The 25,034-nt window shown below is 72.8% G+C and carries 21 protein-coding genes; 8 read left to right on the top strand and 13 right to left on the bottom strand.

Annotation, left to right across the window (positions count from 1 at the left end):
• Positions 1–38: 38 nt before the first annotated feature.
• From BJ993_RS14030 to BJ993_RS13985, 10 genes are all read right to left on the bottom strand, one after another.
• Positions 39–449, bottom strand: coding sequence for a carboxymuconolactone decarboxylase family protein (locus BJ993_RS14030; RefSeq protein ID WP_218864700.1), 411 nt, complete (start codon positions 447–449; stop codon positions 39–41).
• Entirely contained in the window at positions 449–1,273 is an 825-nt protein-coding gene (locus BJ993_RS14025; RefSeq protein ID WP_179649361.1) for an NAD(P)-dependent oxidoreductase, read from the bottom strand. The genes BJ993_RS14030 and BJ993_RS14025 overlap by 1 nt, the downstream gene beginning before the upstream one ends.
• A complete protein-coding gene (locus BJ993_RS14020; RefSeq protein WP_179649359.1) occupies positions 1,273–2,022 on the bottom strand; it encodes an SDR family oxidoreductase in 750 nt (249 codons plus the stop codon). The genes BJ993_RS14025 and BJ993_RS14020 overlap by 1 nt, the downstream gene beginning before the upstream one ends.
• Positions 2,023–2,149: 127 nt before the next feature.
• Positions 2,150–3,610 carry an aldehyde dehydrogenase gene (locus BJ993_RS14015; RefSeq protein WP_179649357.1) on the bottom strand — a complete coding sequence of 487 codons (1,461 nt, stop codon included), beginning with the start codon at positions 3,608–3,610 and terminating at the stop codon, positions 2,150–2,152.
• Positions 3,607–4,248: a nuclear transport factor 2-like protein gene (locus tag BJ993_RS14010; protein WP_179649354.1), complete on the bottom strand. Its 642-nt coding sequence runs from the start codon at positions 4,246–4,248 to the stop codon at positions 3,607–3,609. The genes BJ993_RS14015 and BJ993_RS14010 overlap by 4 nt, the downstream gene beginning before the upstream one ends.
• 1 nt (position 4,249) lies before the next feature.
• On the bottom strand, positions 4,250–4,447 hold the full coding sequence (locus BJ993_RS14005) for a ferredoxin (protein ID WP_179649353.1): 198 nt from the start codon (positions 4,445–4,447) through the stop codon (positions 4,250–4,252).
• Complete coding sequence (locus tag BJ993_RS14000; RefSeq protein ID WP_308645571.1) at positions 4,444–5,838, bottom strand: cytochrome P450; 1,395 nt, start codon at positions 5,836–5,838, stop codon at positions 4,444–4,446. The genes BJ993_RS14005 and BJ993_RS14000 overlap by 4 nt, the downstream gene beginning before the upstream one ends.
• Positions 5,835–6,611, bottom strand: coding sequence for an SDR family oxidoreductase (locus BJ993_RS13995; RefSeq protein WP_179649351.1), 777 nt, complete (start codon positions 6,609–6,611; stop codon positions 5,835–5,837). The genes BJ993_RS14000 and BJ993_RS13995 overlap by 4 nt, the downstream gene beginning before the upstream one ends.
• Positions 6,611–7,852, bottom strand: a complete 1,242-nt coding sequence (locus BJ993_RS13990) for a cytochrome P450 (protein ID WP_179649349.1) — start codon at positions 7,850–7,852, stop codon at positions 6,611–6,613. Before BJ993_RS13990 ends, BJ993_RS13995 begins: the two co-directional genes overlap by 1 nt.
• Positions 7,852–8,427, bottom strand: a complete 576-nt coding sequence (locus BJ993_RS13985) for a TetR/AcrR family transcriptional regulator (protein ID WP_179649347.1) — start codon at positions 8,425–8,427, stop codon at positions 7,852–7,854. Before BJ993_RS13985 ends, BJ993_RS13990 begins: the two co-directional genes overlap by 1 nt.
• 69 nt (positions 8,428–8,496) lie before the next feature.
• Between BJ993_RS13985 and BJ993_RS13980 the strand changes: the two genes are divergently transcribed.
• On the top strand, positions 8,497–9,345 hold the full coding sequence (locus BJ993_RS13980) for an LLM class F420-dependent oxidoreductase (protein WP_179649345.1): 849 nt from the start codon (positions 8,497–8,499) through the stop codon (positions 9,343–9,345).
• Between the two features lies 1 nt (position 9,346).
• Positions 9,347–10,612: a hypothetical protein gene (locus tag BJ993_RS13975; RefSeq protein ID WP_179649343.1), complete on the top strand. Its 1,266-nt coding sequence runs from the start codon at positions 9,347–9,349 to the stop codon at positions 10,610–10,612.
• Positions 10,613–10,807: 195 nt separating this feature from the next.
• Here the strand turns inward: BJ993_RS13975 and BJ993_RS13970 are convergent, their stop codons facing one another.
• Together BJ993_RS13970 and BJ993_RS13965 are read right to left on the bottom strand one after the other, a co-directional pair.
• Positions 10,808–16,306 carry an ATP-binding protein gene (locus BJ993_RS13970; RefSeq protein ID WP_308645570.1) on the bottom strand — a complete coding sequence of 1,833 codons (5,499 nt, stop codon included), beginning with the start codon at positions 16,304–16,306 and terminating at the stop codon, positions 10,808–10,810.
• 117 nt (positions 16,307–16,423) lie between these two features.
• Complete coding sequence (locus tag BJ993_RS13965; protein ID WP_179649339.1) at positions 16,424–16,879, bottom strand: limonene-1,2-epoxide hydrolase family protein; 456 nt, start codon at positions 16,877–16,879, stop codon at positions 16,424–16,426.
• A gap of 89 nt (positions 16,880–16,968) precedes the next feature.
• Between BJ993_RS13965 and BJ993_RS13960 the strand changes: the two genes are divergently transcribed.
• The 4 genes from BJ993_RS13960 to BJ993_RS13945 all read left to right on the top strand — a co-directional run bounded on the left by BJ993_RS13960 (position 16,969) and on the right by BJ993_RS13945 (position 21,044).
• Positions 16,969–18,666: a sigma-70 family RNA polymerase sigma factor gene (locus BJ993_RS13960; RefSeq protein WP_179649337.1), complete on the top strand. Its 1,698-nt coding sequence runs from the start codon at positions 16,969–16,971 to the stop codon at positions 18,664–18,666.
• A gap of 43 nt (positions 18,667–18,709) precedes the next feature.
• Positions 18,710–19,327 (top strand): sortase domain-containing protein, encoded by a 618-nt coding sequence (locus tag BJ993_RS13955; protein ID WP_179649335.1) that lies wholly within the window; start codon positions 18,710–18,712, stop codon positions 19,325–19,327.
• Positions 19,328–19,354: 27 nt separating this feature from the next.
• Positions 19,355–20,257, top strand: coding sequence for a class I SAM-dependent methyltransferase (locus tag BJ993_RS13950; RefSeq protein WP_179649333.1), 903 nt, complete (start codon positions 19,355–19,357; stop codon positions 20,255–20,257).
• A gap of 121 nt (positions 20,258–20,378) precedes the next feature.
• Complete coding sequence (locus BJ993_RS13945) at positions 20,379–21,044, top strand: hypothetical protein (RefSeq protein WP_179649331.1); 666 nt, start codon at positions 20,379–20,381, stop codon at positions 21,042–21,044.
• Positions 21,045–21,149: 105 nt separating this feature from the next.
• On the opposite strand, the gene BJ993_RS13940 is transcribed toward BJ993_RS13945, so the two are convergent.
• A complete protein-coding gene (locus tag BJ993_RS13940; protein WP_179649329.1) occupies positions 21,150–22,337 on the bottom strand; it encodes a saccharopine dehydrogenase family protein in 1,188 nt (395 codons plus the stop codon).
• Between the two features lie 133 nt (positions 22,338–22,470).
• Here BJ993_RS13940 and BJ993_RS13935 point away from each other — a divergent pair, with 133 nt between their 5' ends.
• Both BJ993_RS13935 and BJ993_RS13930 read left to right on the top strand, forming a co-directional pair.
• Positions 22,471–23,001, top strand: coding sequence for an RNA polymerase sigma factor (locus BJ993_RS13935; RefSeq protein ID WP_218864699.1), 531 nt, complete (start codon positions 22,471–22,473; stop codon positions 22,999–23,001).
• Positions 22,998–25,016, top strand: a complete 2,019-nt coding sequence (locus tag BJ993_RS13930) for a beta-propeller domain-containing protein (RefSeq protein WP_179649327.1) — start codon at positions 22,998–23,000, stop codon at positions 25,014–25,016. The genes BJ993_RS13935 and BJ993_RS13930 overlap by 4 nt, the downstream gene beginning before the upstream one ends.
• The last annotated feature ends 18 nt before the right edge of the window (positions 25,017–25,034 follow it).

Below are 25,034 nucleotides of genomic sequence, written 5' to 3'. Positions count from 1 at the left end.
GCCTCAACCCGGAGGACCGACCCCGGCTCGCCGGTGCGTCAGTCGGACTCGGCGGCCTTCGCCCGCGCCCGGGCCGCCTTGGCGATGGCGTCCTCGACGACCGAGTTCATCCGCGAGCCGTTCGGCCAGCCGTCGTAGTGGCAGGCGAGGATGACCAGCTCGCGCAGCGCCTCCTCGTCGAGCTCGCCGTTGGCGAGGGCCGCGGGGACCTGGATGCCGAGCACGTCGTTGGCGCGCTGGCCGACCAGCATGCCGATCAGGAACAGCCGCCGGTCGCGGGTGGAGAGGCCCGGGCGCTGCCAGATGTCACCGAACAGGTGCTCCGCGGTGTAGCGGAAGAAGTCGCCCGTGCCGTCGGTCATGTCGAAGCCGTAGACCTCCTCCATCTTGCGCAGGCCCCGTGCCCGCGCCTCCGGCAGGTCGTCGAACTTGTCGCTCTCCTCGCCCATCAGAGTCCCAGTCCCTTCCCCAGTCGTGGCAGCGCCTCGCGTGCCAGTGGTACGTCGACGCCGAGCTCGTCGGCGAGCGCGATCGCGAAGCCCAGGTCCTTCTCCCCCAGTGCGGCGACGTGGGAGAAGACGCCGTGCCAGAAGTCGTCCTCGGCGATCGGCGCCGTGGTGCCGCGATACATGATCGCGCCCGGTCCGCCGGTGATCGCGTCGGTGTGCCGCACGACCTCGCCGAGCGCGACGAGGTCGAGTCCGCCGGCCTCGGCGAGGCGCTGGGCCTCGGTGACGGCGGTGAACGCGACGAAGTGGATCAGGTTGCGCGCCAGCTTCATCCGGGTGCCGGCACCGATGGGGCCGGCGTGGACGACCTTCGTGCCCATCGCCTCGAGCGCCGGCCGGGCGGCGTCGAACGCGTCGGCCTCACCGCCGACCATGATCGCCAGGCTGCCCTCGGCCGCGCCCATCGGACCGCCGCTGACGGGGGCGTCGAGGACCCGGTGCCCCGCCGCCACCAGCTCGGCCGGGGTCGCCGGCGCCACGGTCGAGTGGACGACCAGCACCGTGCCGTGGGGAACCTCGGCCGCGACGGCCCGCACCTGGTCGTCGTCGCGCACCATCACGCACACGACGTCGGCGTCCATCGCGGCCACCGACGCGACGGCGGTGGCGCCGGCCGCGACCAGCTCGGCGACGGGGTCCGGCGCGACGTCGTACACCTGCAGGGCGAGGCCCTCGGTGGCGGCGAGGCGCAGCGCCATCGGCTTGCCGATGTTGCCGAGGCCGACGAAGCCGACGCGCATCCCCCCACCCATCACGTCGGCCATCAGAGCCGGAAGGTCTGGCCGCCGTCGACGGCGAGCACCTGGCCGGTCACCCACGACGCGTCGTCGGAGAGCAGGAAGAGCAGCGCACCGACCATGTCGTCGACCGAGCCCATCCGCTTGATGGCGAGGCTGTTGCGGACGATGTCCTTGGCGGCGTCGCCGGCCTGGGTGCGGGTCGCCTCGGTGTCCGTCGGGCCCGGGGCGATCGCGTTGACCCGGATCCGCTGTCCGCCGAGCTCGTGCGCGAGCTGCTGGGTGAGGCTGTTGATGCCGGCCTTGGCGAGGCCGTAGAAGCCGGAGTAGAGGTACGCCGCCGTGCTGGACTGGTTGACGATGGCGCCACCGCCCCGCTTGGCGATCTCGGGGTACACCGCGCGGGTCATCACGAGGGCGCCGTCGAGGTTGACGCTCATGAACTTGCGGTAGTAGTCCCAGTCGACCGAGATCAACAGGTTGAACTCCATCGAGCCGTAGATGGCCGCGTTGTTGACCAGGTGGTCGATCCCGCCGAGCTCCGCGACGGTCTGCCGGACCAGGGCCTCGGCGGACTCGGCCGAGGACACGTCGCAGCTGACGAAGATCGCCCGGCCGCCCTCCTCGTTGATCGAGGCGGCGACCTTGGCGCCGGACTCCTCGTTGAGGTCGGCCACGACGACCGCCGCGCCCTCCTTCGCGAGCGCCCGGGCGTAGGCCTCGCCGATGCCCTGCGCCGCGCCGGTGACGACGACGACCTTGTTCTCGAAACGCATGTTCACTCCAGTCACTCTGGTGGGCATGAATCCCCGGTTGACCGGGGATTCATGCACTTGTCGGGGGTTGCAACGGCCGTCAAGCGCCGGAATCCCCGGTCGACCGGGGATTCATGCACCTGCAGGCTCACGCGGGAAACGCCACCGTCTTCATCTCCAGGTACTCCTCGAACCCGGCGACCCCCATCTCCCGGCCGATCCCGGACTGCTTGTAGCCACCGAACGGCGCGTCCGGGCTGAACCACACACCCCCGTTGACCGCGAGGGTCCCGGTCCTGATCCGGGCAGCGACGGCCTTGGCCCGGTCCAGCGACCCCGAGTCGACGGAGCCCGAGAGGCCGTACGCCGAGTCGTTGGCGATCCGGACCGCGTCGTCGTCGCCGTCGTGCGGGATGACGACGAGCACGGGGCCGAAGATCTCCTCCTGCGCGAGGCGCGAGGAGTTGTCGAGGCCGGCGACGACCGTCGGCGCGACCCAGAAGCCGGGCTGGTCGATGATCGCCCCACCCGTGGCGAAACGACCGCCCTCCTCCAGCGCCACCGCGAAGTACGACGCCACCCGGTCCCGCTGCGCCGCGGAGATCACCGGGCCGCAGATCGCGCCCGGGTCGGCCGGGTCCTTGGCCCCGATCGACTCCATCGTCTGCGCCGCGACCTGGACCGCCTCGTCGTACCGGTCCCGCGGGACGATCAGGCGGGTCGTGATCGCACAGCCCTGGCCGGCGTGGATGCAGGCGGCGAACGCCGTACCGCCCGCGACGGCCGCGACGTCGGCGTCGTCGAGCGCGATCGCCGCGGACTTGCCGCCCAGCTCGAGGAAGACCTTCTTCAGGGTCGGCGCGGCGGCGGCCATGATCGCGCGCCCCACCGCGGTCGAGCCGGTGAAGGAGACCATGTCGACGCGCGGGTCCGTCGACAGCACGGACGCGACCTCGTTGGAGCGCGGCGTCACCACGTTGAAGACCCCGGCGGGGATGTCGGTGTGCTCGGCGACCAGGCGGCCGAGCTCGGCCGCCACCCACGGGGTGTCCGGCGCCGGCTTCAGGACGACGGTGCAGCCGGCGGCGAGCGCCGGGCCGACCTTCGCGAGGTTGATCTGCGTCGGGACGTTCCACGGCGTGATGGCGGCGACGACGCCGACCGGCTCGCGGCGCACGGTACGACGCGAGGGGATCCCCATCGGCGAGGCGACCCCCAGGTCCGTCTCGAACTCGTAGGACTCCAGCAGGTCGGTCACCCACCTCAACCCGTCGACGGGTACGTCGAAGCCGGCCGCGCCCATCATGAAGCCCGGCATGCCGACCTCGGCGGTGGTCAGCGCGCGGAAGGCGTCGGCGTTCTCTAGCAGCGCGGCGTGCAGCTGCCGCAGGCAGCGCAGCCGGAGCTCGACGTCGGTCGACCACGACGACTCGTCGAAGGCCCGCCGGGCCGCGGCGATCGCGGCATCCACGTCGGCGGCGCTGCCGTCGGGGGCGACGCCGATCTCGGCGCCGGTGGCCGGGTTGAGGATCGGGTAGGTCTCGCCGGACGACGCGGCGACGAGCTTGCCGTCGATCAGCTGCTGGGCGGGAGGAGGCAGGGCACTCACGCCGTCACCTCCGGCGCCGCGGCCTGCTCGACGTACAGCCCGGCCTCGACCGGCGGCGGCCACACCGTCGAGGGCAGGTCCTCGTGGTGGTAGTGCCCGGGGACGCCGTGGCCGGCGACCGACATGCGCTTGAGCAGCGTGTCGGGCGCCTTGTCGGCCTTGATGATCTCCATGAAGGTGTGCGCCGTCGACGGCATGTCGAACCAGTCGCGCTGCCAGTCGATCTTCACCAGACCGGCGTCGGCGCCCTCGGTGACCCGCTTCAGCCCGAACCACGAGCCGCCGAGCCCGAGGATCTCGAACTCCTTGCCGTCGTCGTCGAGGATGCCGGAGCGCTGCTTCCAGAAGCCGACGACCATCGCCTTCTGCTCGTCGATGACGGTGCAGACGTAGTCGTAGTGCCAGCCGTCGAGGCCGTCCATCTCGATGCCGATCGCCCAGTCGCGGATCTGGTCGCGGCCGACCGCCATGAAGTGCTCGTCGGGCGCGTACATCCAGCCGTAGGTCGCGTCCTCGGCGTACCACTCGGCCATCGGACGCCAGTCGCCCGTCGCCTCGACGTCGCGGTTGATCTGCAGCCAGGTGGCCCAGAACTCCTCGATCTCGGCCCTGCTCAGCTGCGGGGTCGGGTCACTCATCTCAGTCCTCCTCGATGGACAGGGCGAAAGCAGGGCAGTACTTCACGGCGGTGGCGACGTCGGCGCGCAGCGCCTCGTCCGGGTGCTCGTCGAGGAGTACGACGACGTCCGCGTCCTCGTCGAAGCCGAAGACGGTCGGGGCCTCGCCCTGGCAGAGCTGGTGGCCCTGGCAGAGGCCGGTGTCGGCGACGACCCTCATCGGGCCCTCCGGCGGTAGCGGACCCGGGCGGGCTGCGCGAGCTGGATGACCATCTTCGTGAAGTCGTCGCGGTAGGAGTCGAGCGGCTGCACCGGCTCGAAGGAGAAGTCGCGCAGGATCACCGAGAAGATCGCCTTCATCTGCATCATCGCGAAGGCGTTGCCCACGCAGCGGTGCTTGCCGGCGCCGAACGGGATCCAGGTCCAGCGGTTCTGCAGGTCCTCCTGGCGCGGGTCGACGTACCGGGCCGGGTCGAACCGGTCGGCCTTCGGGAAGTCCTCCTCGATCCTGTTCGACACCCGCGGCGAGGCGGCGAGCACGGTGCCGGCGGGGATGGTCCGGCCGAGCAGGTCGAAGTCCTCCTGCACCAGGCGCATCAGGATCACCAGCGGCGGGTGCAGCCGGAGGGTCTCCTTGAGCACCGCCTCCAGCACCGGGATCGAGCGCAGCGCCTGGAAGGAGACCTCGGGGGCGGTGCCGTCGGCGTCGGGGGCGTAGAGCGCGTCGAGCTCGGCGACCACGTCGCCCATCACGTCGGGGTTGCGGAGCAGCTCGATCATCGCCCACGACGCCGTGCCGGACGACGTGTGGTGGCCGGCGAACATCATCGAGATGAAGATGCCGGTGACCATCTCGGCGTCGTACCCGACGGCGATGAGGACGTCGAGCAGGTCCCTGTCCTCCCTGGGGATCTCACCGCCCAGCGACTCGGCCAGCTCGACCCGCGCCGCGATGATCGCCTGCACCTTCGCGACCAGCTCCTCGCGGGCCTCGTCGCGGATCCGGAAGTTCTCGATGTCGGCGTACGGGTCGACGTACGCGATCGCGTCCGTGCCGTGCTCGAGGCGGTGGTAGATCTCCGCGAACGACCCGTCGAGCTGGTCGCGGAAGGGCTTGCCGATCAGGCAGGACGAGGTCGTGTAGATGGTCAGCTCGGCGAAGAAGTCGAGCAGGTCGATCTCGCCCTCGTCGCCCCACCCGGCGACCATCCGGCGGATCTCGGCCTCGATGGTCTGCGCGTGCCCGCGCATCATGTCGCCGCGCAGCGCCTGGTTCTTCAGCATCTGCTGGCGCTCCTCGGGGGAGGCGTCGAAGACCACGCCCTTGCCGAAGATCGGCGTCATGAACGGGTACGCCGCCGCCTGGTCGAGCACGCTCTCCGGCGCCCGGAAGAAGGCCTCGTTGGCCTCGGCCCCGGTGACCAGCACGACCTGCTTGTCGGCGAGGCGGAAGCGACCGATGTCGCCGCACTCCTCGCGGACGCGGTGGAAGAGCGCGATCGGGTCGACGCGCATCTCGGGCAGGTGCCCGGTGCCCTTGATGATCGCCGGGACGCTGGCGTCCTGGTCGTCGAGGACGGTCGAGACCTCGGGGATGTCGTGGAGACTCACTTGCCCTCCAGGGGTGCTTCGGGGTTCACGTCGACGGGACTGATGTGCACGCCGCGCGGCGCGCTGACCACGGTGAGGATCGCGTCGGCGATCGCCGTGGCCTTCAGGAAGTGGGAGTGCCGCGCGTGGCCCCACTTGATCCACTCGGTCAGCACCTTCGCGCCGGCCTCGGCGTCCCAGTCGGAGCCCATCTCCGACCACGTCGGCCCCGGCCGTACGACGGACGCCCGCACCCCGGAGCCCTCGAGCTCCATCTGCAGCGCCTCGACCAGCCCCTCCAGGCCGGACTTCGTGGCGCTGTAGCCGCGCATGAAGGGCCGCGCGCGGAGCGCGGTGTCGGAGGAGACGAACACGAGGTCGCCCCGCTGCCGCTCGACCATCCCGGCACCGAAGGCCCGGACCAGCCGATGGGCGCCGAGGACGTTGACGTCGAACTCGGCGGCGAGGTCGTCGGTGGTCGCGTCGAGCAGGCTGCCCGGGGCGAGCAGGCCGGCGTTGCAGACCACGACCTCGGCCTCGCCCAGCCCGGCCGTCACGGCCGCGGCGAACTTCTCGACCGACTCGGTGGAGGCGACGTCGAGGGCGTGCACGAAGGCCTCGCCGCCGGCCTCGCGGATCTCGGCGGCCAGCTCCTCGAGCCGGTCGACACGGCGGGCGCCGAGCGCGACGGGGAAGCCGGCGGCCGCCAGGGCGCGCGCGGTCTCGGCGCCGATCCCGGAGGAGGCGCCCGCGACGACGGCGGGCCGGCGGTCGGGGTGGACGGGCCTGGGCATCAGCGGCTCCGCTCCGTGAAGGTCACCGGCAGCGACGCGAAGCCGCGCACGCTGGTCGAGTGCACCCGGACCGCGCGGTCGGCGTGCACCTCGAAGTGGGCCACCCGTCGTACCAGCTCCTCGAGGACCACGCGGGCCTCCAGCCGGGCGAGGTTGGCGCCGAGGCAGAAGTGCCGGCCGGTGCCGAAGCTGAGGATCTCGGAGAGCTCGGACCTCTCGCGGTGGATGTCGTAGACCGTCGGGTCGGTGAAGACCCGGTCGTCGCGGTTGGCGCTGCCGAGCAGGACCAGCGCCTTGGAGCCGCCGGGGATCAGCACGCCGCCGACCTCGACGTCCTCGGTGACATAGCGCGCCAGCATCTGGCTCGACGTGTCGTGGCGCAGCGTCTCCTCGATCCACGTCGGCACCAGGGCGACGTCGGCGAGCACCTGCGCCTTCTGCTCCGGGTGCGCGGCGAGGTGGAAGAGCGCGTTGCCGAGCAGCTTGGTGGTGGTCTCGTTGCCGGCGACGACCATGAGGAACAGGAAGGCCATGATCTCGCCGTCGGTGAGCCGGTCGCCGTCCAGCTCGGCCGCGATCAGCGCGGAGGTGAGGTCGTCGCTCGGGGCGGTACGACGCTGCGCGACCATCTGGCCGTAGTACTCGAAGAGCGCGAAGGACGCCTCCATGCCCGCCTGCGGGACGTCGCGGACGCCGTCCTCGCGGTGCACGACGAGGTCGGCCAGGCGTCGTACCTCGTCACGGTCGGCGACCGGGACGCCCATCATCTCAGAGATGACGTCCATCGGCAGCAGGCCCGCGAAGTCGCGGATCCAGTCGGCCTCGCCCCGCTCCGCGTCGGCCGCGAAGGTGCGCTCGAGATAGCGCTCGGTCAGCGCCTGCACCTCCGGCGTCAGCTCGCGCACGCGGCGCGGCGTGAAGGCGGCGGACACGAGCTTGCGGATGCGCGACTGCTCCGCGCCGTCGAGCCCGAGGAAGCTCATCACCCGGTGCGCCTCGGGGTTCCAGGCCGACGCGTCGAGCGAGACGCCCATCCGGTTGGAGAAGACGGTGTCGTTGCGCAGCACGTCGAAGACGTCCTGGTGGCGCGAGATGACCCAGATGTCGTCGGCCTCCGCGTGGAAGACGGGCGCCTCGTCGCGCAGCCGCTGGTACGTCGGGTAGGGGTCGTCCTGGAAGGCGTAGTCGTAGGGGTCGAAGACGAGCGGCGCCCCGGTCGTCGAGCCTGTCGAGACCGTCATCAGTTGCCTCGCATGATCACGTCGACGGCGGCGACGAGCCGCTCGGCGATCTGGTCGTAGGTCATCAGGCCCATCCCCGCCTGGAGCAGCGCGCCCGAGAAGGTCAGCACCAGCACCTCCAGCACGCCGGCGTCGGCCTGGTCCCCCATCGCCGCCTCGAACCTGCTGAGGAACTCCCCGCCGATCCGCAGCCGCAGCCGCTCCACGTCGGGGTCCGTGCCGAGCAGCGCGGGGGTGACCGCGGCCGCGAGCGCGGGCTCCTCGACGATCCGTGCCGTGAGCGCCCGCATGGTGGCCTGGAGCCGCGCGGTCGCCGTACCTCCGGCGGGCGGCTGGGCCGGGGCCCCGCTGAGGTGGCGCCAGAAGAGCTCGGCGAAGAGGTGGTTCTTGGAGGCGAGATAGGTGTACGCCGTCGCCGGGGAGACCCCCGCCCGCTGGGCGACGGTGCGGACGGTGAGCGCCTCGTGGCCCACCGCGCGCAGCTCCTCGAGGCCGGCGGCGAGGAGCTTCTCGACCGTCTCGGCCTGGCGCGGGTTGAGCCCCTGGCGCGGCGCTTCGAACACCTGACTGGACATGTGTCCAACATAGGAGACGATCCGGGCAGGCGCAAGACATTTCCTAGAACTCGTTCTAGTTTGGTGGACATGCGCAACGGGATCGTCCTCTTCACCTCCGACCGCGGCATCACGCCGGCCCGCCTCGCCGTGGCCGCCGAGGAGCGCGGGTTCGACACCATCTACGTGCCCGAGCACACCCACATCCCGGTGCGCCGCGACGCGCTGCACCCGACGGGCGGCGAGGAGCTGCCCGACGACCGCTACCTGCGCACGCTCGACCCGTGGGTCTCGCTGGCGACCTGCGCCGCGGTCACCACGACGATCGGGCTCTCCACGGCGGTGGCCCTGCCGGTCGAGTCCGACCCGATCACCCTCGCCAAGACGCTCGCCACCCTCGACCACCTCTCCGGCGGCCGGGTCACCATCGGCGCCGGCTTCGGCTGGAACACCGACGAGCTGACCGACCACCACGTCCCCGCGGAGAAGCGGCGCACCGTCCTCAAGGAGTACCTCGAGGCGATGCGGGCGCTGTGGACCCAGGAGGAGGCGTCGTACGACGGCCAGTTCGTCTCGTTCGGACCGAGCTGGGCCTACCCCAAGCCCCCGCAGGGCCGGATCCCCGTCATCATCGGCGCCGGCGCCGGCCCGAAGACCTTCGACTGGATCGCGGCGAACGCCGACGGCTGGATGACCACGCCCACCACCACCGACGTCGCCGCCAACGCCGACAAGCTGCGCAAGGTGTGGGCCGACGCAGGCCGAGAGGGCCAGCCCGACGTGCGGATCCTGGTCGCGAAGCGGCCCACCGAGGAGGACTTCGCCGACTGGATGGGCGCCGGTGCGTCCGAGCTGATCTGGGGCGTCCCCGACTCCGACGAGTCCGCGGTGCTGACCTACCTGGACAAGATGGCGGCCCGCCTGGGGCTGTCGGCCTGACATGGCGAGCCGCTTCGCCGACCTGACCCGCGAGGAGCTCGCGGTCGTCGTACCCGAGCTGCTGCTGATGGGCCAGCTCATCGACCGCTCCGGCATGGCGTGGTGCATCGCGGCCTTCGGGCGCGAGGAGATGCTCCAGGTCGCGATCGAGGAGTGGGCGGCCGCCTCGCCGATCTACACGCGGCGGATGCAGGAGGCGCTCGGCTACGCGCCCACCGAGCCGGGGCGCGGCGACGTGGTGACGATCTTCAAGGGGCTGCAGCTCGACATCGGCGCTCCCCCGCAGTTCATGGACTTCCGCTACACCGTCCACGACCCGTGGCGCGGGGAGTTCCGGCTCGACCACTGCGGCGCGCTGATGGACGTGGAGCCGATGGGCGAGGACTACGTGCGCGGCATGTGCCACGACATCGAGGACCCGACCTTCGACGCGACCGCGATCGCCTCCAACCCGCACGCGCAGGTGCGGCCGATCCACCGCCCGCCGCGCAGCGACGCCGAGCGGGCCGCGGAGGGGCACCCGCACTGTGCGTGGACGGTCGTCATCGACGACGCGTTCCCCGAGCCCGAGCCGGTGCCGGCCCTGGCGGTCAACGCCGCGTCCCGGGCCGCGACCCTCGAGCTGGCGCCGATCGACCCGGCTGACGAGGGGCTGGCCGACTACGCCGGCCCGCTGCTCTCCGACATCGACTTCGCCGCCTTCTCGAAGTCCGCGCTGGTGCGCATCGCCGACGAGGTCTGCCTCCAGATGCACCTGCTGGACCGGGGCTTCGCGCTCGCCGTCGCCGAGCGGACCGAGACCGACGCCGAGCTGGAGAAGCTGCGCCGCAAGCAGCTCGTCGGCGTCGCCGGCATCGGCGCCGAGCGGCTCGCCCGGGCACTGGGGCTGCTGGACCTCGCGGACCCCGTGGCGGCCGCGGTCCGGCTGCTCGCCGTGCACCCGCTCCTCAACCCCGCCGTGTACGTCGACGCGACGCTCGCCGAGGACACCCTCGTCGTGCGCCCGTCCCCCGCCCACGAGGACCAGGCCTGGATCTCGCTGTGCGGCCCCGGGTGGACCGGCGCGCTGCAGGCGGTCGTCCGGGCGGTCGACGCCCACCTGGACGTGGAGGTCTCGCCGCTGCCGGAGGGCGGTGGCTGGCTGGGGCGCGTCGTCCGTCGTACCGAACCGGCGCCGGAGGCCGACGAGGTCGCCGTCACCCGCTTCAGCACCGGCGCGACCTTCGCCTTCCAGCCCCGCCGCTCGCTCCCCATCACCCCCGTCTGACCCTCCGCGCGACTTGCCGCCTTTTCGCGCCGACTTGCCACCTTTTCGCGCCGACTCGCCACTTCGAGTCGTCGAGTTGCCGGTTTCGTCCGGCCCCTCGTCAGGAGTCGGCAACTCGACCGGGCAAACCGGCAACTCGACCGGGCAAACCGGCAACTCGACCGGGCAAACCGGCAACTCGGCGGAGGGGGTGGGTCAGGCGGGGAGGGCCTTCTCGATCGCGGCGACGACCTTGGGTCGCAAGTCGCTGGCGGCGATGACCTCGTCGACGGAGCCGACCTCGACCGCGCGGTGGATGTTGTGGACGCCGTCGAACTCGGCGGCGACCTCGGCGATCTTGTCCGCGCGCAGCTGGGCCCGCAGCTCGGCGAGCTCCACCACGAGCGCCCCGCGCTCGGCGTCCTCGGCCCCGGCGATCCGCTGCTCCAGCTCGGCGACCCGCGGGTCGGCGGCCGCGCGCTTGGCGACCTCGGCCGCGAACACGACGGCCGCGGCGGGCGCGCCGCCGAGCACCGAGGCGTAGGAGCCCTCGATCGCCAGCACCGTCATCGACGGGTTGAGCCGCTTGGAGAACACCACGAACGCGCCGCCGTGGTAGCGCGAGATCACGCAGAACACGATCGGGCCGCGGAAGTTGACGATCGCGCGACCGATCTCGGCGCCGTACTCCAGCTGCAGATTGCGCATCGACTCGGGTGAGCCGTCGAAGCCCGACAGGTTCGCGAGTACGACGACCGGGCGGTTGCCCGAGGCCGCGTTGATCGCGCGGGCCACCTTCTTCGACGAGCGCGGGAAGAGCGTGCCGGCCGTGTAGGTGTCGGGGCCGTCGGTGGGCGGGAAGCCGGCGCGCGGCACCGGGCGGGACTCGATGCCGATGAGGCTGACCGGGTGGCCGCCGATGCGGGTGTCGACGGTGACGGCGGTGTCGGCGTCGGCCATGCCGGCCCATCGCTCGAGCATCTCGTGGTCGGCATCGGCGAGCGCCCGCATGACGGTGCGGATGTCGAAGGGCCGCTTGCGGTCGGGGTTGTGCTCGGCGGAGAAGATCTCGCCGACCGTCGCGAAGTCGCCCTCGTGCGGGTGGGTCGTGACGTCGCGGTCGACGGGGTCCGTGGTCGGCGCGCGGCGCGGGCCGGCCTCGCCGGGGACGACGTAGGTGTGCTCGTAGTGCGCCATGAGCACGCCGAAGGCGCCGGCCAGGTCGGGCACCCAGTACTGCGCCTGCCCGTTCGGGCCCATCACCCGGTCGTAACCGCCGATGCCGTGGTTGTCCTCGGCCGAGACGCCGCCGGAGAAGTCGAGCGACTGCTTGCCGGTCAGCACCATCGCGCTGTCGGGCGTCATCACGAGGATGCCCTTGGTGTGCATCAGCATGGTCGCCTCGGCGTTCCAGTACGGCTGGGCGCCCACGTTGATGCCGGCCACGACGATGTTGATCTCGCCACCGGCCTGGGTGAACTCGATGATCCGGCGCAGCGCGGCGGCCACCCAGTCCATGTTCTCCGTGCCGCTCTCCATCGAGATCCGGGCGCCGGCGGAGACGGCGAACCACTCGACCGGGACGCCCATCTGCTCGGCGAGGTCGATGGCCGCGATGATCCGCGCGCACTCGGGCTCCGAGACGGCGCCGAGCGACTTCAGCGGGTCACCGCACAGCACGACGCGGGTGATGCCCTCGGGGTGCAGCGCGGTCGGCGTGGTGACGACGGCGGCGATGATGCCGGCCTTGTTGTGGCCCGGCGCGCGGTCCACCGGCACCAGTGCGCCGGTGTCGTCGAGGTCGTGTTCGACCAGGGTGCCGCCACCGGCGAGCACGGCCTGCAGCTCGTAGGGGTAGACCAGCCCGCGACGGCGCGCCCGCAGCACCTTGGCGGCGTACTCGTCCATCGGCGCGAGCGGCTCGGTCGGCGGCGTGATCACGTCGGCGACGACGCCCGCGCCGGGCTTGGCGTGGAAGCGGATCGCGAGCGGGACGGGCGTGCCGTCCGGGCCGGCGACGCGGCCCTCGGCGAGGACCTCCTCGATGCCGGCGCCCTCGCTGAGCGGGGTGATCTTGCCCTGCAGCGCGGTGAGCTGGTCGAGGTCGGCGTCGACGACCGGCCACACGGTGACCCACACGTGGTTGACGTCGAGCTTGGTGCCCTCGCGGCCGCGGGCGGTGCGGACGCGGCGGATCGCCTCCAGGCAGTTCTCGACCGCGCGCTCGGCGTGCGGCAGGGCGATCACGTCGCCGTCCTCGTTGCGTACGACGGCCAGCTGCCGCACCTGCGCGGCGGCGACCAGGCGCCGGTCGTCCGGGTTCGCCTTGGCCACGCACTCGTAGAGGAGCACGTCGTCGGGGGCGGTGAGTCGGGTGACGTCGAACTCGCGCAGACGCCACAGGTTCAGCCGGCGCCCGACCATCGGGTGCATGCCGCGGACCAGGGTGTCCTCGACCAGCTCGGCGCCGTCCTCGGCGCGGAACGTGAAGTAGCCGACCGGCTGCGGCGCCGGCGGGCAGACCGCCACGGAGACGCGGCGGGCGCGGGCGGCGAACTCCTGGCCGGCGAGCATCTTCGCCACCTCGGCCGAGACCTCGTCGGGGTCGGCCGGTACGTCGGGCCAGCGCAGGTAGACCTCGACGACGTCGTCGTGGTCGGCCGTGAGCACCGAGGTGATCGCGGCACCCAGGGCGCTGCCGGGGTCGGCCAGCTCGGCGATGTCGCCGATCGTGGAGACGACCCGGGTGGCGCCCTTCTCGTCGGTGGCGTACTCGGCGTGCACGACGGGGCGGCCGTCGTACTCCTCGGGGCTGCTGACGGTCAGGTCGTGCAGGTCGAACTCGAGGTAGTGGCGGCGGATCAGCACCTCGAGCAGCGGCTCGCGGGCGGGCAGGCCCTCGGCGATCCGGTCGCGCAGGAAGCCGACGAGCTGCTCGGGGATCGCGGTGAGCGCGTCGATCCGCGCGTCGCGGTCGGGGGCGGCCGGGTCGGTCAGGGCCTCCACCTCGGCGGCGACGCCACCGAGGACGTTCCGGCGCTCGTCGTCGACGAGCGGCTGGTCGAACCAGCCGAACCGGACCGAGCGGGCCAGGTCACCGACGGCGGCGAAGCGGAGCTGGGTCGCGCGGACCATCCGCTCCAGCAGGGCGCGGACGGCGGCGGCGTCCTCGGCGGCCGGCGGCGGGTCGCCGAGCCAGCGCTGGAGGACGGCGACGGCCACGTCGACCTCGAACGGCGGCTGCTGCGCGAGGAAGACCCGGAAGACGGCGCGCTCGAGCTCGGGCGTCCGCTCGAGGTCGGTGACGCCGTAGTGCGCGAGGACCTTGAGCAGCTTGTCGCGGAAGTGGTCCGGCAGGGCGCCGCGGTCGGGGTCGAGGCTGCGCAGGTAGGTGTGGAAGTACTCGCGGGAGCTGTGCACGCGCAGCTCGGCCGGCGGCTCGTCGCCGGCCGGGCGGTTGCGGCTGAGCTCGGCGAAGTCGGTGAAGAGCGACAGCAGCGCCATCTCGGCGTGCAGCGTGCCGGCAGCGCTCGCGTCACGACCGGCGAGGTGCGCGGCCAGCAGCTCCTGGCGCCGGCCGGCCTCGACGTCGTACCCGAGGATCTGGCTGGCGATCTCGTCGAGCGGGCAGCCCTCGGCACCCGCGGCGGCACCGACCGGCGTCGGCAGGTCGAGGTCGGCGATCCGGGCGGTGCTGCCGGCCTCGGCGGCGGCGTCACCGGTCGGCTCGAGGCGTACCAGCGGCGCACCCGTCTCGACCTGGCTGCCGACACGGACGAGGAGCTCCTTGACCCGGCCGGTGAACGGCGCGTGGAGCGCGGTCTCCATCTTCATCGACTCGAGCACAAGCACCGGCTGGCCGGCCGTGACCTCGTCGCCGACGGCGAGCGGCGTCGACACGACCAGGGCGGGCGCGGGCGAGCGGACCATGCCGCCCTCGTCGCGGCTGACCCGGTGCATGACGTCGTCGACCTCGACCAGCTGGACGGGGCCGTGCGTGGCGGTGACCAGGCGGAACCGGTGGCCGTCCACGGTGAGCCGGCCGTGCACCTCGTCGATGCGGTCCAGGCCGGCGGTGACCGTGCGCTCGTCGGCGCCCGCGGCCACGGTGACCTGGTAGCGGGCGGGTCCGGTCTGCCGCACGGTCAGGGCGTACGTCGCCCCGCGCAGCTTGAGCTCGATGGTGCGGTCGGGGTCGTGCTGGACCTGCGGCCGCCCGCCCTGGGCGGTCTGCAGCAGACGGGCGATCTCGGCGCGCTCCTCCTCGGCGTACGCCTCGATCGCGGCGGCGACGAGCGCGACGCCGGAGTGGCGGGCGGCCTGCAGGCGGCCCTCGCCGCGCACGCGGTCGATCCAGCCGGTGTCGGCCCAGGCGGGCGTGCCGGTGGTGACCTCGGACTGGTCGAGCAGGTCGAGGATGAAGCTCTTGTTGGTGGCGCCGCCCTCGATGACGACGGTGGTTTCGCCCATCGCGCGGCGCAGGCGGGCCAGCGCCTGGTCGCGGTCGGCACCCCACGCGATGACCTTGGCGATCATCGAGTCGAAGTCGGCCGGGATGGTGTCACCCTCGGCGACGCCGGTGTCGACACGGATGCCCGGACCGGCCGGGAACTCCAGGCGGGTGATCCGGCCGGGCGCGGGCGCGAAGTCGCGGTCGGGGTCCTCGGCGTTGAGGCGCGCCTCGACGGCGTGGCCGCGCTCCGTGGGCCGGTCGCCGGTGAGCGGGACGCCGCGCGCCACCTGGATCTGCAGCGCGACGAGGTCGGTGCCGGTCACCTCCTCGGTGATCGGGTGCTCGACCTGCAGGCGGGTGTTGACCTCGAGGAAGGCGAAGGTGCGCTCGCCCGGGTGGTAGAGGAACTCGACGGTGCCCGCGCCGGCGTACCCGACCGCGTTGGCGAGCCGCTCCGCCGAGCCCTTGAGGTCGGCGGCCTGCGCGTCCGCCAGCAGCGGCGACGCGGACTCCTCGATGACCTTCTGGTTGCGCCGCTGGACCGAGCAGTCGCGCACGCCGATCGCCCAGGCGGTGCCCTGGCCGTCGGCGATGACCTGCACCTCGACGTGGCGGGCGTCGGTGACGAGCTTCTCCAGGAAGACCACGCCGCTGCCGAAGGCACGCTCGGCCTCGTCGCGGGTGCGCTGGTAGGCGTCGGCGAGCTCCTCGCCGGAGGTGACCTTGCGGATGCCGCGGCCGCCACCACCGGCGGTGGCCTTCAGCATCAGCGGGTAGCCGATCTCCTCGGCGCTGGCCAGCGCCTCCTCGAGGGTGTCGACGCCGCCGCGGCTCCACGGAGCGACGGGTACGCCGACCTCCTCGGCGATCAGCTTCGAGCCGATCTTGTCGCCGAGCTTGCGCATCGCGTCGGCGCTGGGGCCGATGAAGGTGACGCCCAGCCGGGCGCACAGCTCGGCGAACGCGGGGTCCTCGGCCACGAAGCCCCAGCCGACCCAGGCGGCGTCCGCCCCGGTCCGGGTGAGCGCCTGCTCGAGGACGGCGAGGTCGAGATAGGGCCGGTCGGCGGCGGCACCGAGCAGGTACGCCTCGTCGGCCTCTCGCACGAAGGCGGACCCGGCGTCGACGTCGGTGTAGAGCGCGACGGTGCGGATCGGCCCGTCCGGCGACGCGTGCCGGGCGTTCAGGTCGCGGACGGCGTGGATCAGCCGCATCGCGGCCTCACCGCGGTTGACGATGGCGATTCGAGAGACCTCAGGCACGTTCCCGACAGTGCCAGTCAGCGGCCTCCCGCCGACACAACAGATCCCACAGGATTGCGGCCGATTCGTTGTCGGCACCATCCAGCCCCCGGTCGGCCGGGGGCGGCCGACGACGCCTCAGACCTGCCCGGTGGCGTCGTACACCCAGGAGATGTCGGCGGCCTGCAAGCTCTCCAGCCAGTCCGGCGGAGCGCTGTTCGCGACGCCTCCGAAGTCCCAGTAGTCCTTCCACAGGCACACCCGGCCCTCGCGCACCCGGTGCACGGTCACGAACGGCAGCTCGACGACCTCGCCGGTCCCGAAGGTCCACGTCTCGGAGTGCTCGTACATGACGACGTCGCCGTCGGCGACGAGCAGCCCCTCGTGGTTCTCGTACGCCGCCAGGTCGCGCAGGCCGACCTGGAGCCGCTTGACGATGTCGACCGGCCCGCGCGCGGCGAGGGCGGGACCGACGGGCATGTCGACGTAGAGGCAGTCGTCGGTGACCCAGTCGGCGATGCCGGTCCAGTCGCGGTCCGAGAGCGTGCGCCAGAGGCCACGGACCGCCTCGGCCGGGGTACGGGTGCTGTCCATGGCCGAACACTAGAACTCGTTCTACTTCTGGAAAAGTGAAAGGTGCGAAGTCGTGGGCGCTCGTACTCGTGTGTCCCTACGATCTCGCCATGAGCTCCTCGGACGCGTTGCCCGACGACGCGTCCCTGGTTGCCGGCGTGCTCGCCGGGGACCGGCAGGCCTTCGCCTCCGTCTACGAGAAGTACGCCGACCGGCTGCACGACTTCGCGTTCTCGATGCTGCGCAACCCGGTCGAGGCCCAGGACTGCGTCGCGGACTCCTTCGTCGTGATGGCCGAGAAGGTCGGCCAGCTGCGCGACCCGTCGCGGCTGCGGCCGTGGCTGTACGCCGTGGTCCGCAACGAGTGCCTGCGCACGCTGCGCGCGCGGGGGCGCGAGGCGCACGACGACGAATGGCTGGAAGCCATGCCTGACCAGGGACGGGGACCCGAGGACCAGGTTGCGGACGACGCGGTCCAGGCCGAGCTGCGCGAGCTGGTGTGGGCCGCGGTCGAGGGTCTCAACGACCGCGACCGCGCGCTGATCGACCTGCACCTGCGGCAGGGGCTCGAGGGCGCCGAGCTGGCGGCGGCGATGGACGTCACCCCGGCCAACGCCTACGTCATGCTGAGCCGCGCGCGTGACCAGGTCGAGCGCGCCCTGGGCGCGCTGCTCATCGCGCGCAGGGGCAGCGACGACTGCGAGGAGCTCGCGGCGCTGTTGAAGGACTGGGACGGCACCTTCTCGCCGCTCATCCGCAAGCGGGTCGCGCGGCACATCGACGGCTGCGAGGTCTGCGAGACCCGCCGCAAGCTGATGGTCAGCCCGCTGGCCCTCTTCGCCGGCGTCCCGGCCTTCGCCGCCCCGCCGTCGCTGCGCGACCGGGTCCTCGGCGACGAGCGGCTGGTGGCGTTCTACGTGGACCAGCCGACGCCCGGTGGCGCGCCGCCGGCAGGAGGCGCCGGTACGGACGACGGCGGCGCGCGCCGCCGTCGGGCGCTGGCGGCGATCGCCGCCGTCCTGCTCCTGCTCGCAGGGGTCGGCCTGCTCGCCGTGCTCTGGCCGCAGGGCGAGGACGACCTCGTCGCCGTCGACACCGCGACCTCGGCCTCGTCGACCCCGGCGTCCCCCTCCTCCACCCCCGCGGGTACGACGACCGCGCCCACCTCGTCCGCGACGGCGACCTCGTCCGCGGCCGCTCCCAGCAGCACCGCCGCCAGCACCGACGCCACCGTCGCCGCGCCCGGCGACCTGCGCGTCTCCACCCGCTCGATCGACCTCGGCACCGGGCGCTCCAGCGACACCGTGCGCCTGTCCAACGTCGGCGGCAGCCCGGTCGACTTCACCGCGCGGCCACGGGTCGGCTGGCTGTCGGTGTCCACCGGGGGCGGCTCCGTCGCCGCCGGTGACGCCACCGGGCTGCGGATCACCGCGAGCCGCTCGGGGCTCGCCGAGGGGACGCACCGCGGCCAGGTCGCGGTCACCTGGTCGGGTGGGACGGTGCTGGTCGCCGTGAGCCTGACCGTCAACCGGGCGCCGGTGATCGGCACCATCACCGCCGGTGCGACCAGCTGCAGCATCCCCGTCTCCGCCGCCGTCAGCGACGGGACCGGTGTGCAGTCGGTCCAGGCCACGTGGTCCGGCTCCGCCGACGGCCAGGCCACGGCGACGCTGTCCGGCGGCCGCTGGCGGGTGACCATCCCGGTCGCGGTCGGCGGCAACGTGAAGGTCACCTTCACCGCGACCGACAAGGCGGGCCTGCGGTCGAGCAGGTCGCGCACCTTCACCTTCGACCCCTGCCCCGGCTGACCCGGAAAGTGCAAGGTCCCGGCGCCGCCGCGCTCCTACCCCCATGGAGCGCACCCGCCGACTGATCACCGACCTCGCCCTCGCCGCCGGCGTGCTGGCCCTCGTGGCCGGCCTGTTGCTGGGGCTCCGCGGTCCGGAGCCCGAGCCGGCGGTCGTCGTACCTCCTCCGGCGCTGGCGCTGCCACCGGCACCGCCCGTCCCGGCCGCACCAGTGCCGGCACAACGGGTCGCGGCACCGAGCCGCATCGAGGTGCCCGCGATCGGCGTCGACGAGCGGTTGACCGCCCGCGGGCTGAAGGCCGACGGCTCGCTCGACACCCCGGACTTCGGGAAGGCGGCCTGGTACTCCCCCGGCCCCCGTCCCGGTGAGCCGGGCGGCGCCGTCGTCGTCGCGCACGTGCACGGCCCGGACGGGCCCGACGTCTTCTGGGACCTCGCCCGGCTCACGCCCGGGGACACGATCCGGGTGCACCGCCCGGGCGCGGTGGCGACCTTCGTCGTCGACGCCGTCGAGGACGTCCCGAAGGAGCGCCTCCCCTACGACCGGATCTGGCCCGTCGGCGACGACGTGCTGCTGCGGCTGATCACCTGCGGCGGCACGCGGACGGCCAGTGGCTATCCGGACAACACGATCGTCTTCGCACACCTTCTCGGGACATGACCGTCCTGACATGGGAGGGTCGGGCGCATGTACGGACCGCCGCCGCTCGCCGAGCGGATCCGCCAGGTCGAGGATCGACTCCACGTCATCTCCGCGCTCGCGACCGCTCTCGAGGACCCGGTCGCGGTGCTGCAGCTGGTTCTGGACAGCGCTGACGAGGATGGCGCGAACGCCGCCTTGCGCGACCACTTCGGCTTCGACATCGTTCAGGCGAGGGCCGTCGCGGACCTGCAGTTCCGCCAGACTTCCGGCCGGCAGCGCGCCGCGGTCCTCCAGGAGCGCGAACTCCACCTCTCGCTCCTCACCGACCTCCGACAGGCGCAAGCCCAGCAGCAGGCGGTCGCCGCGCACTACGACGCCCGCGCCGCGACGTACGACGCCAGCGGGATGCACCGCGACCTCGCCGCCCTCGTCGCCGAGCGGGCCCCCGACCTCGGGGACGGGCTCGTGGTCGACGTGGCGACCGGGACCGGGCTCGTGCTGCGCGCGATCGCGACGCGCCGTCCCGAGGCACGGCTGGTCGGCGTCGACCTCTCCCCCGGCATGCTCGCGGTCGCGCGGACGGCGCTGCCGCGGGCCCAGTTCGTGCAGGCGGACGCCGCCGCCCTGCCGGTCGCCGGGGAGTCCGTGGACCTCATGACCTGCGTGACCGCCCTGCACCTGCTTGCCGAGCCCGAGCTCGCCTTCGACGAGTGGGCGCGGGTCCTGCGCCCCGGCGGCCGGCTGGTCACCGCCACCTTCGGCGCCGACACCGGCGGTCCGGCGCGCCCGGACCTGCCGCAGGGATTCGCACGGCGGCACGAGGACTACCGGACGCCGGAGCAGGTGCGCCGGGCGTTCCGCGACCACTGGTTCGCGCTGGAGAGCCACACCGAGCACGAGCTGCAGGGCGACCGGTTGCTCGTCTGCGTGCTGCGCCGGGTCGGCTGATCCCGCGCGGAGCCCCGGAAGGATCCCGAAAAACTCGCCAGAAAATCTGCAAGGTCCCGAGCACCCGCTGCTCCTACTCCCAACGAAGGCCACCACGGCCCACCGAAACCAGGGAGTAGTCATGAACCGCAACCGCACCGCCCGCACCGCCCTCCGCCTGCTGGTCGCCACCCCGATCGCCGTGAGCGCGGTCGCGTTCGGCGCCGGCGTCGCCCACGCCGACGGCTTCGACCCCGACGGCCCGATCGTCATCGCGAACCCGGACGGCCCGAAGGGTCCCGGCGACATCGCCAACCCGGAGCCGGAGCCGCAGCCCGACCCGCCGGCCCCGGAGCCGCAGGGCCCCGGCGACTTCGAGCAGCCCCAGCCGGGCGACGACCCGAACCCGAACGGTCCCGACGACAAGGACGGCCCGAACGGCGAGGAGGACCCCGAGCCGAACCCCCACGGCCCCGGCGACATCGCCAACCCCGAGGACGGCGGCCCCGACGGCCCCGGCGACATCGCCAACCCGGAGCCGGGCGACGAGCCCGAGGATGAGCCCGCCGACAAGGGCGGCAAGGGCGGCGACGACAAGGGCGACAAGGGCGACAAGGAGGACCTCGACGTCTTCAACAGCGGCGGCCTGATCGCCGACGAGGTCCCGGTCCCGACCCGGATCGACGCCGGCGCCGTCTCGACGACCGAGGACGATCAGGGCCTGGAGCTCATGTGGGTGCTCGCCGGTGGCGGTGTCGTCACCGCGGCGGGCGCGGCGTTCGCCCGCCAGCGGCTCGCGCGCCGCTGACCTCCCCCGCACGTGGGTCGTGGAGTGGGGCCACGGCCCATCGCAGGTACGACGGCCGCCCGGTCACCCGGGCGGCCGTCGTCGTCTCCTCGGGGAAGACCGAGGTCAACGGCGCTCGAACGAGATGCCCGCCCGCTGCAGCCGCGCCAGCAGCGCGTCGCCCATCGCGGTCGCGGTGGTCACCTGGCCGGAGACGTTGGGGTTCTCGTCGAGGGCGAGGCAGACGGCCGACTCGGCCAGCATCTTGGCGGTCTCGGTGTAGCCCGGGTCGCCGCCGGAGACCCGGGTGTGGACCTTCCTGCCGGCCGACTCGGCGACGAAGTCGACGGTGAACCACGACTTCTCGCGGCGGCTCTCCGAGGGCCCCTCGCCCTGCGGGACCCGCTTCAGCAGGGCGTTGCGCAGCGGCGGCACCTGCGAGGCGACGGTCAGGCCGCTCACGCCGACGGCGCCGCCGACGGCGTAGCGCAGGGTCTTCGTGCCGGCGTAGTGGGAATAGGTGAACGCCGGCCCGTACGACGCCAGGGCGGCCCCGCTGCGCGCGACGATGAACGGGTCGATGGTCGGCAGCGGCAGCAGCCAGTACCCGAGGTCGTGGTCGCGGCTCGGCCTGCCCACCGACGCCCGGGACCGGCGGCCCTCGGGACGCGGCTCCATCCGGCGGCGCGCGCCGGACGCCTCCTTCATCTGGCGGGCCCGCGAGAAGGCCGTCAGCGCCGAGTGGAAGGTGCCGCCGGAGAAGCCGGCCCTCGAGCGGACGACGCCGCGCATCGTGACCGGGGCGGTGATCTCGCCGCCGACCTCCTTGGCCAGCTCCTTGATGGTGAAGTAGGCGCCGAGGTCGTGCGGGATCGAGTCGAAGCCGCAGCAGTGGACCAGCCGCGCGCCGGAGCCCTCCGCCGCGGCGTTGTGCTCGACGTAGGTGCGGTCGACGAACTCCGGCTCCCCGGTCAGGTCGACGTAGTCGGTGCCGGCGACGGCGCACGCGGCGACCAGCGGGCCGCCGTACTCGATGTAGGGCCCGACCGTCGTCGCGACGACCTTCGTGGTCGCCACGACCTCGGCGAGCGCGTCGGTGTCCTCGGCGTCGGCGACCAGGATCGGCAGGTCCTTCAGCGCCGGGTTGGTCGCGGCGAGCCGGTCGCGCACGCCCTCCAGCTTCTGCTCGTTGCGTCCGGCGATCGCCCACCGCAGGTCACCTCCCTGGGAGGCGAGGTAGTCGGCGGTGAGGCCGCCGGTGAAGCCGGTGGCGCCGAAGAGGACGACGTCGTACGGGCGGGAGCTGTCAGCCATGGCGTCACTCTTCCATCCGCCCCCGCCGGTGGTCGAGGAGGTCGCCCAGCGACCGTCTCGGGACCCGATGGAACCCCGGACCGGGCTGCCCCCGTCGTACCTTCAGCAAGCAGCCAGGAGAACCGGAGCGCCCGTGGAACCACACAACGAGTCGGCCTACGCCGACTACGTCGAGCAGAGCTGGCCGTCGCTGGTGCGCGCGGCCGTCTTCCTCGGCGCCCGGCCCGACGAGGCCGAGGACCTGGCGCAGACGACGCTGGTGCGCTGCTACACCGGCTGGGACCGGGTCAGCAGCGCCGACAACCGCGACGCGTACGTCTACCGGATGCTCCTCAACTGCCTGCGCGACACCCGCCGCACGCGGTGGTGGAAGGACCGCCAGTACGACGACCAGGCGGCCCTCGACCGGCCCGCGACCGACCCCGGCGGCTCCGACGCGGCCGAGCGGGTCGCGATCGCGGACGCCGTGCACCGGGCGCTCGGCGGGCTGACCAAGCCGAACCGGGACGTCGTGGTGCTCCGCTACTTCGTCCAGCTCAGCGAGAAGCAGACCGCCGAGGCGCTCGGCGTACCGCCCGGGACGGTCAAGAGCCGGCTCTCCCGGGCGCTGGCCCACCTCGCTGCCAACGACCACCTCCTCGACATCGCTGGAGACGCGAAATGACCGATCTCGAGAACCTCTGGGACGACTACCCGACCGGCAAGGCGCCGGTCACCTCGATCCTCGCCGCCGCGGCCGGCGAGCAGCGCCGCCGCCGGCGGGTGCTGCTCCGCCCGCTGCTGACCGCCGGCGTGGTCACCGGCCTGGCCGGCGCGTTCGTCGCCGGGACGCTCGTCGACGGCGGGTCCGGTCCGGGCAGCCCCGGCGGGATCCAGGCGCTGCCCCAGCGCGTCGCCTTCCAGGCCGACCTCGAGCCGGCGAAGTCCTGCGACGACCTGCTGGCGACGTACCGGAAGCGCGGGAAGGAGCTGGTGTCCGCGTGGGGGTGGGGCGGCGGGCCCTACTACTACGCCGACGGCTACGACGGGCTGCTGGAGGGCGCGAGGCGCACGATGCCCCTCAGCGAGCAGGCCAGCGTTGAGGACTTCACCAAGAGCGCGAACGACCGTGCGCCCCGCACCGACCGCGTCACCAACAGCGACACCGGCACCAACGTGCAGGAGGCCGGCGTCGACGAGCCCGACTCCGTCAAGACCGACGGCAGGCTCCTCGTCACCGTCCGCGACGACGACCTGGTGACCTACGACGTCTCCGGCTCCTCCACCGAGAAGCTCTCCTCGATCCCGCTGACCGGCGTCGAGGACGCCGAGGTGCTGCTGTCCGGTGACACCGTCGTGGCGGTCGGTCGCGACGACGAGTCCGACGACGAGGACCCGGGCACCCGCGTCCTCACCGTCTCCCTCGCCGACCCGTCGGCGCCCGAGGTCACCGACGACGTCACCTACGACGCGGGGCTGATGTCCGCGCGCCAGCACGGCGAGGCGATCCGGGTCGTGCTCGAGTCCGGCCTGCCGCAGCTCGACTTCGTGGAGCCGCGCGGCAAGGTGACCGAGCGGGAGGCGCTGAAGAGGAACCGCGAGCTCGTCGCGAAGACCACCATCGAGGACTGGCTGCCCACCGTCACCGCCGACGGCGACAGCAAGCAGCTCCTCGACTGCACCAACGTCGCGGTCCCCTCCGACGACCTGCTGCTGGACACCACCAGCATCGTCGGCTTCGACGCCGGCAGCCCGGCCAAGCTGGACGCGATCGGCCTCGCCGGGCACACCGGCATCGCCTACGAGTCGGTCGACCACCTCTACCTCGCCACCCAGGCCGGCGGTGGCGGGTGGGGCGACTGCATCCGCTGCCTCGACGGCGTCGGCTCACCAGTCGTGCGCGGCCCGGCCAGCGGGACGTCGTACCTCTTCGAATTCGAGCTCGAGGGCACCGCCGCCACCCACGTCGCCTCCGGCGAGGTCGAGGGTTCGATCGCCGACCGCTGGTCGGTCGACGAGGCCGACGGGGTGCTGCGGGTCGCGGTCGGGCCGACGAGCGAGACCGGCAGCTTCAACTCCGTCATCACCCTGCAGCGCCAGGGCAAGGAGCTGGTCGAGCACGGCCGGCTCGACCGGCTCGGCGTCAACGAGGACATCAAGTCGGTGCGGTGGTTCGACGACCTCGCGGTACTGGTGACCTTCCGCAGGGTCGACCCGATGTACGCGATCGACCTGAGCGACACGGCGAAGCCGCGGCTGCTCGGCAAGCTGAAGGTGCCCGGCTTCTCGACCTACCTCCACCCGCTCGGCTCCTGGCGGATGATCGGCCTCGGCGAGGGTCCCGACGGCAAGGGGGGCTGGGGCGCGCAGATCGGGCTCTTCGACGTCCGCGACGTGAGCAGGGTGAAGCGGCTCGACGTGCACGACTACGGCCGGTCCTTCCGGGCGCTCGCCGGCGCCGACCCGCGCGCGTTCACCTGGCTGCCCGACGAGCGCACGGTGATCACGGTGCTGGATAGGTCCGCCCGCACCCGGGTCGGCTTCGTCTCGGTCGTCCACCTCGTCGACGGGAAGCTGCAGCAGCGCCTCGTCCAGGTGGAGTACGGCGCCGACGTGGACGACGTGCGCGCGGTCCCCCTCCCCGACGGGCGGGTCGTGCTGGTGACCGGCGACAAGGCGCAGTTCTTCGAGCTGTCCTGAGCCGCGACCGGGGCCGGC

Origin of the sequence: Nocardioides aromaticivorans (assembly GCF_013408525.1) — a bacterium.
Lineage (GTDB): Bacteria > Actinomycetota > Actinomycetes > Propionibacteriales > Nocardioidaceae > Nocardioides > Nocardioides aromaticivorans.
The sequence above is the reverse complement of the archived record's forward strand: the minus strand, read 5'-3'. Positions and strand labels throughout refer to the sequence as shown.

What these genes read in the sequence shown, in the direction of transcription:
- BJ993_RS14030 (WP_218864700.1), bottom strand. Translation starts at nt 449, where the DNA reads ATGGGCGAGGAGAGCGACAAGTTCGACGACCTGCCGGAGGCGCGGGCA.
- BJ993_RS14025 (WP_179649361.1), bottom strand. Translation starts at nt 1,273, where the DNA reads ATGGCCGACGTGATGGGTGGGGGGATGCGCGTCGGCTTCGTCGGCCTC.
- BJ993_RS14020 (WP_179649359.1), bottom strand. Translation starts at nt 2,022, where the DNA reads ATGCGTTTCGAGAACAAGGTCGTCGTCGTCACCGGCGCGGCGCAGGGC.
- BJ993_RS14010 (WP_179649354.1), bottom strand. Translation starts at nt 4,248, where the DNA reads ATGAGTGACCCGACCCCGCAGCTGAGCAGGGCCGAGATCGAGGAGTTC.
- BJ993_RS14005 (WP_179649353.1), bottom strand. Translation starts at nt 4,447, where the DNA reads ATGAGGGTCGTCGCCGACACCGGCCTCTGCCAGGGCCACCAGCTCTGC.
- BJ993_RS13995 (WP_179649351.1), bottom strand. Translation starts at nt 6,611, where the DNA reads ATGCCCAGGCCCGTCCACCCCGACCGCCGGCCCGCCGTCGTCGCGGGC.
- BJ993_RS13990 (WP_179649349.1), bottom strand. Translation starts at nt 7,852, where the DNA reads ATGACGGTCTCGACAGGCTCGACGACCGGGGCGCCGCTCGTCTTCGAC.
- BJ993_RS13985 (WP_179649347.1), bottom strand. Translation starts at nt 8,427, where the DNA reads ATGTCCAGTCAGGTGTTCGAAGCGCCGCGCCAGGGGCTCAACCCGCGC.
- BJ993_RS13980 (WP_179649345.1), top strand. Translation starts at nt 8,497, where the DNA reads ATGCGCAACGGGATCGTCCTCTTCACCTCCGACCGCGGCATCACGCCG.
- BJ993_RS13975 (WP_179649343.1), top strand. Translation starts at nt 9,347, where the DNA reads ATGGCGAGCCGCTTCGCCGACCTGACCCGCGAGGAGCTCGCGGTCGTC.
- BJ993_RS13965 (WP_179649339.1), bottom strand. Translation starts at nt 16,879, where the DNA reads ATGGACAGCACCCGTACCCCGGCCGAGGCGGTCCGTGGCCTCTGGCGC.
- BJ993_RS13960 (WP_179649337.1), top strand. Translation starts at nt 16,969, where the DNA reads ATGAGCTCCTCGGACGCGTTGCCCGACGACGCGTCCCTGGTTGCCGGC.
- BJ993_RS13955 (WP_179649335.1), top strand. Translation starts at nt 18,710, where the DNA reads ATGGAGCGCACCCGCCGACTGATCACCGACCTCGCCCTCGCCGCCGGC.
- BJ993_RS13950 (WP_179649333.1), top strand. Translation starts at nt 19,355, where the DNA reads ATGTACGGACCGCCGCCGCTCGCCGAGCGGATCCGCCAGGTCGAGGAT.
- BJ993_RS13945 (WP_179649331.1), top strand. Translation starts at nt 20,379, where the DNA reads ATGAACCGCAACCGCACCGCCCGCACCGCCCTCCGCCTGCTGGTCGCC.
- BJ993_RS13940 (WP_179649329.1), bottom strand. Translation starts at nt 22,337, where the DNA reads ATGGCTGACAGCTCCCGCCCGTACGACGTCGTCCTCTTCGGCGCCACC.
- BJ993_RS13930 (WP_179649327.1), top strand. Translation starts at nt 22,998, where the DNA reads ATGACCGATCTCGAGAACCTCTGGGACGACTACCCGACCGGCAAGGCG.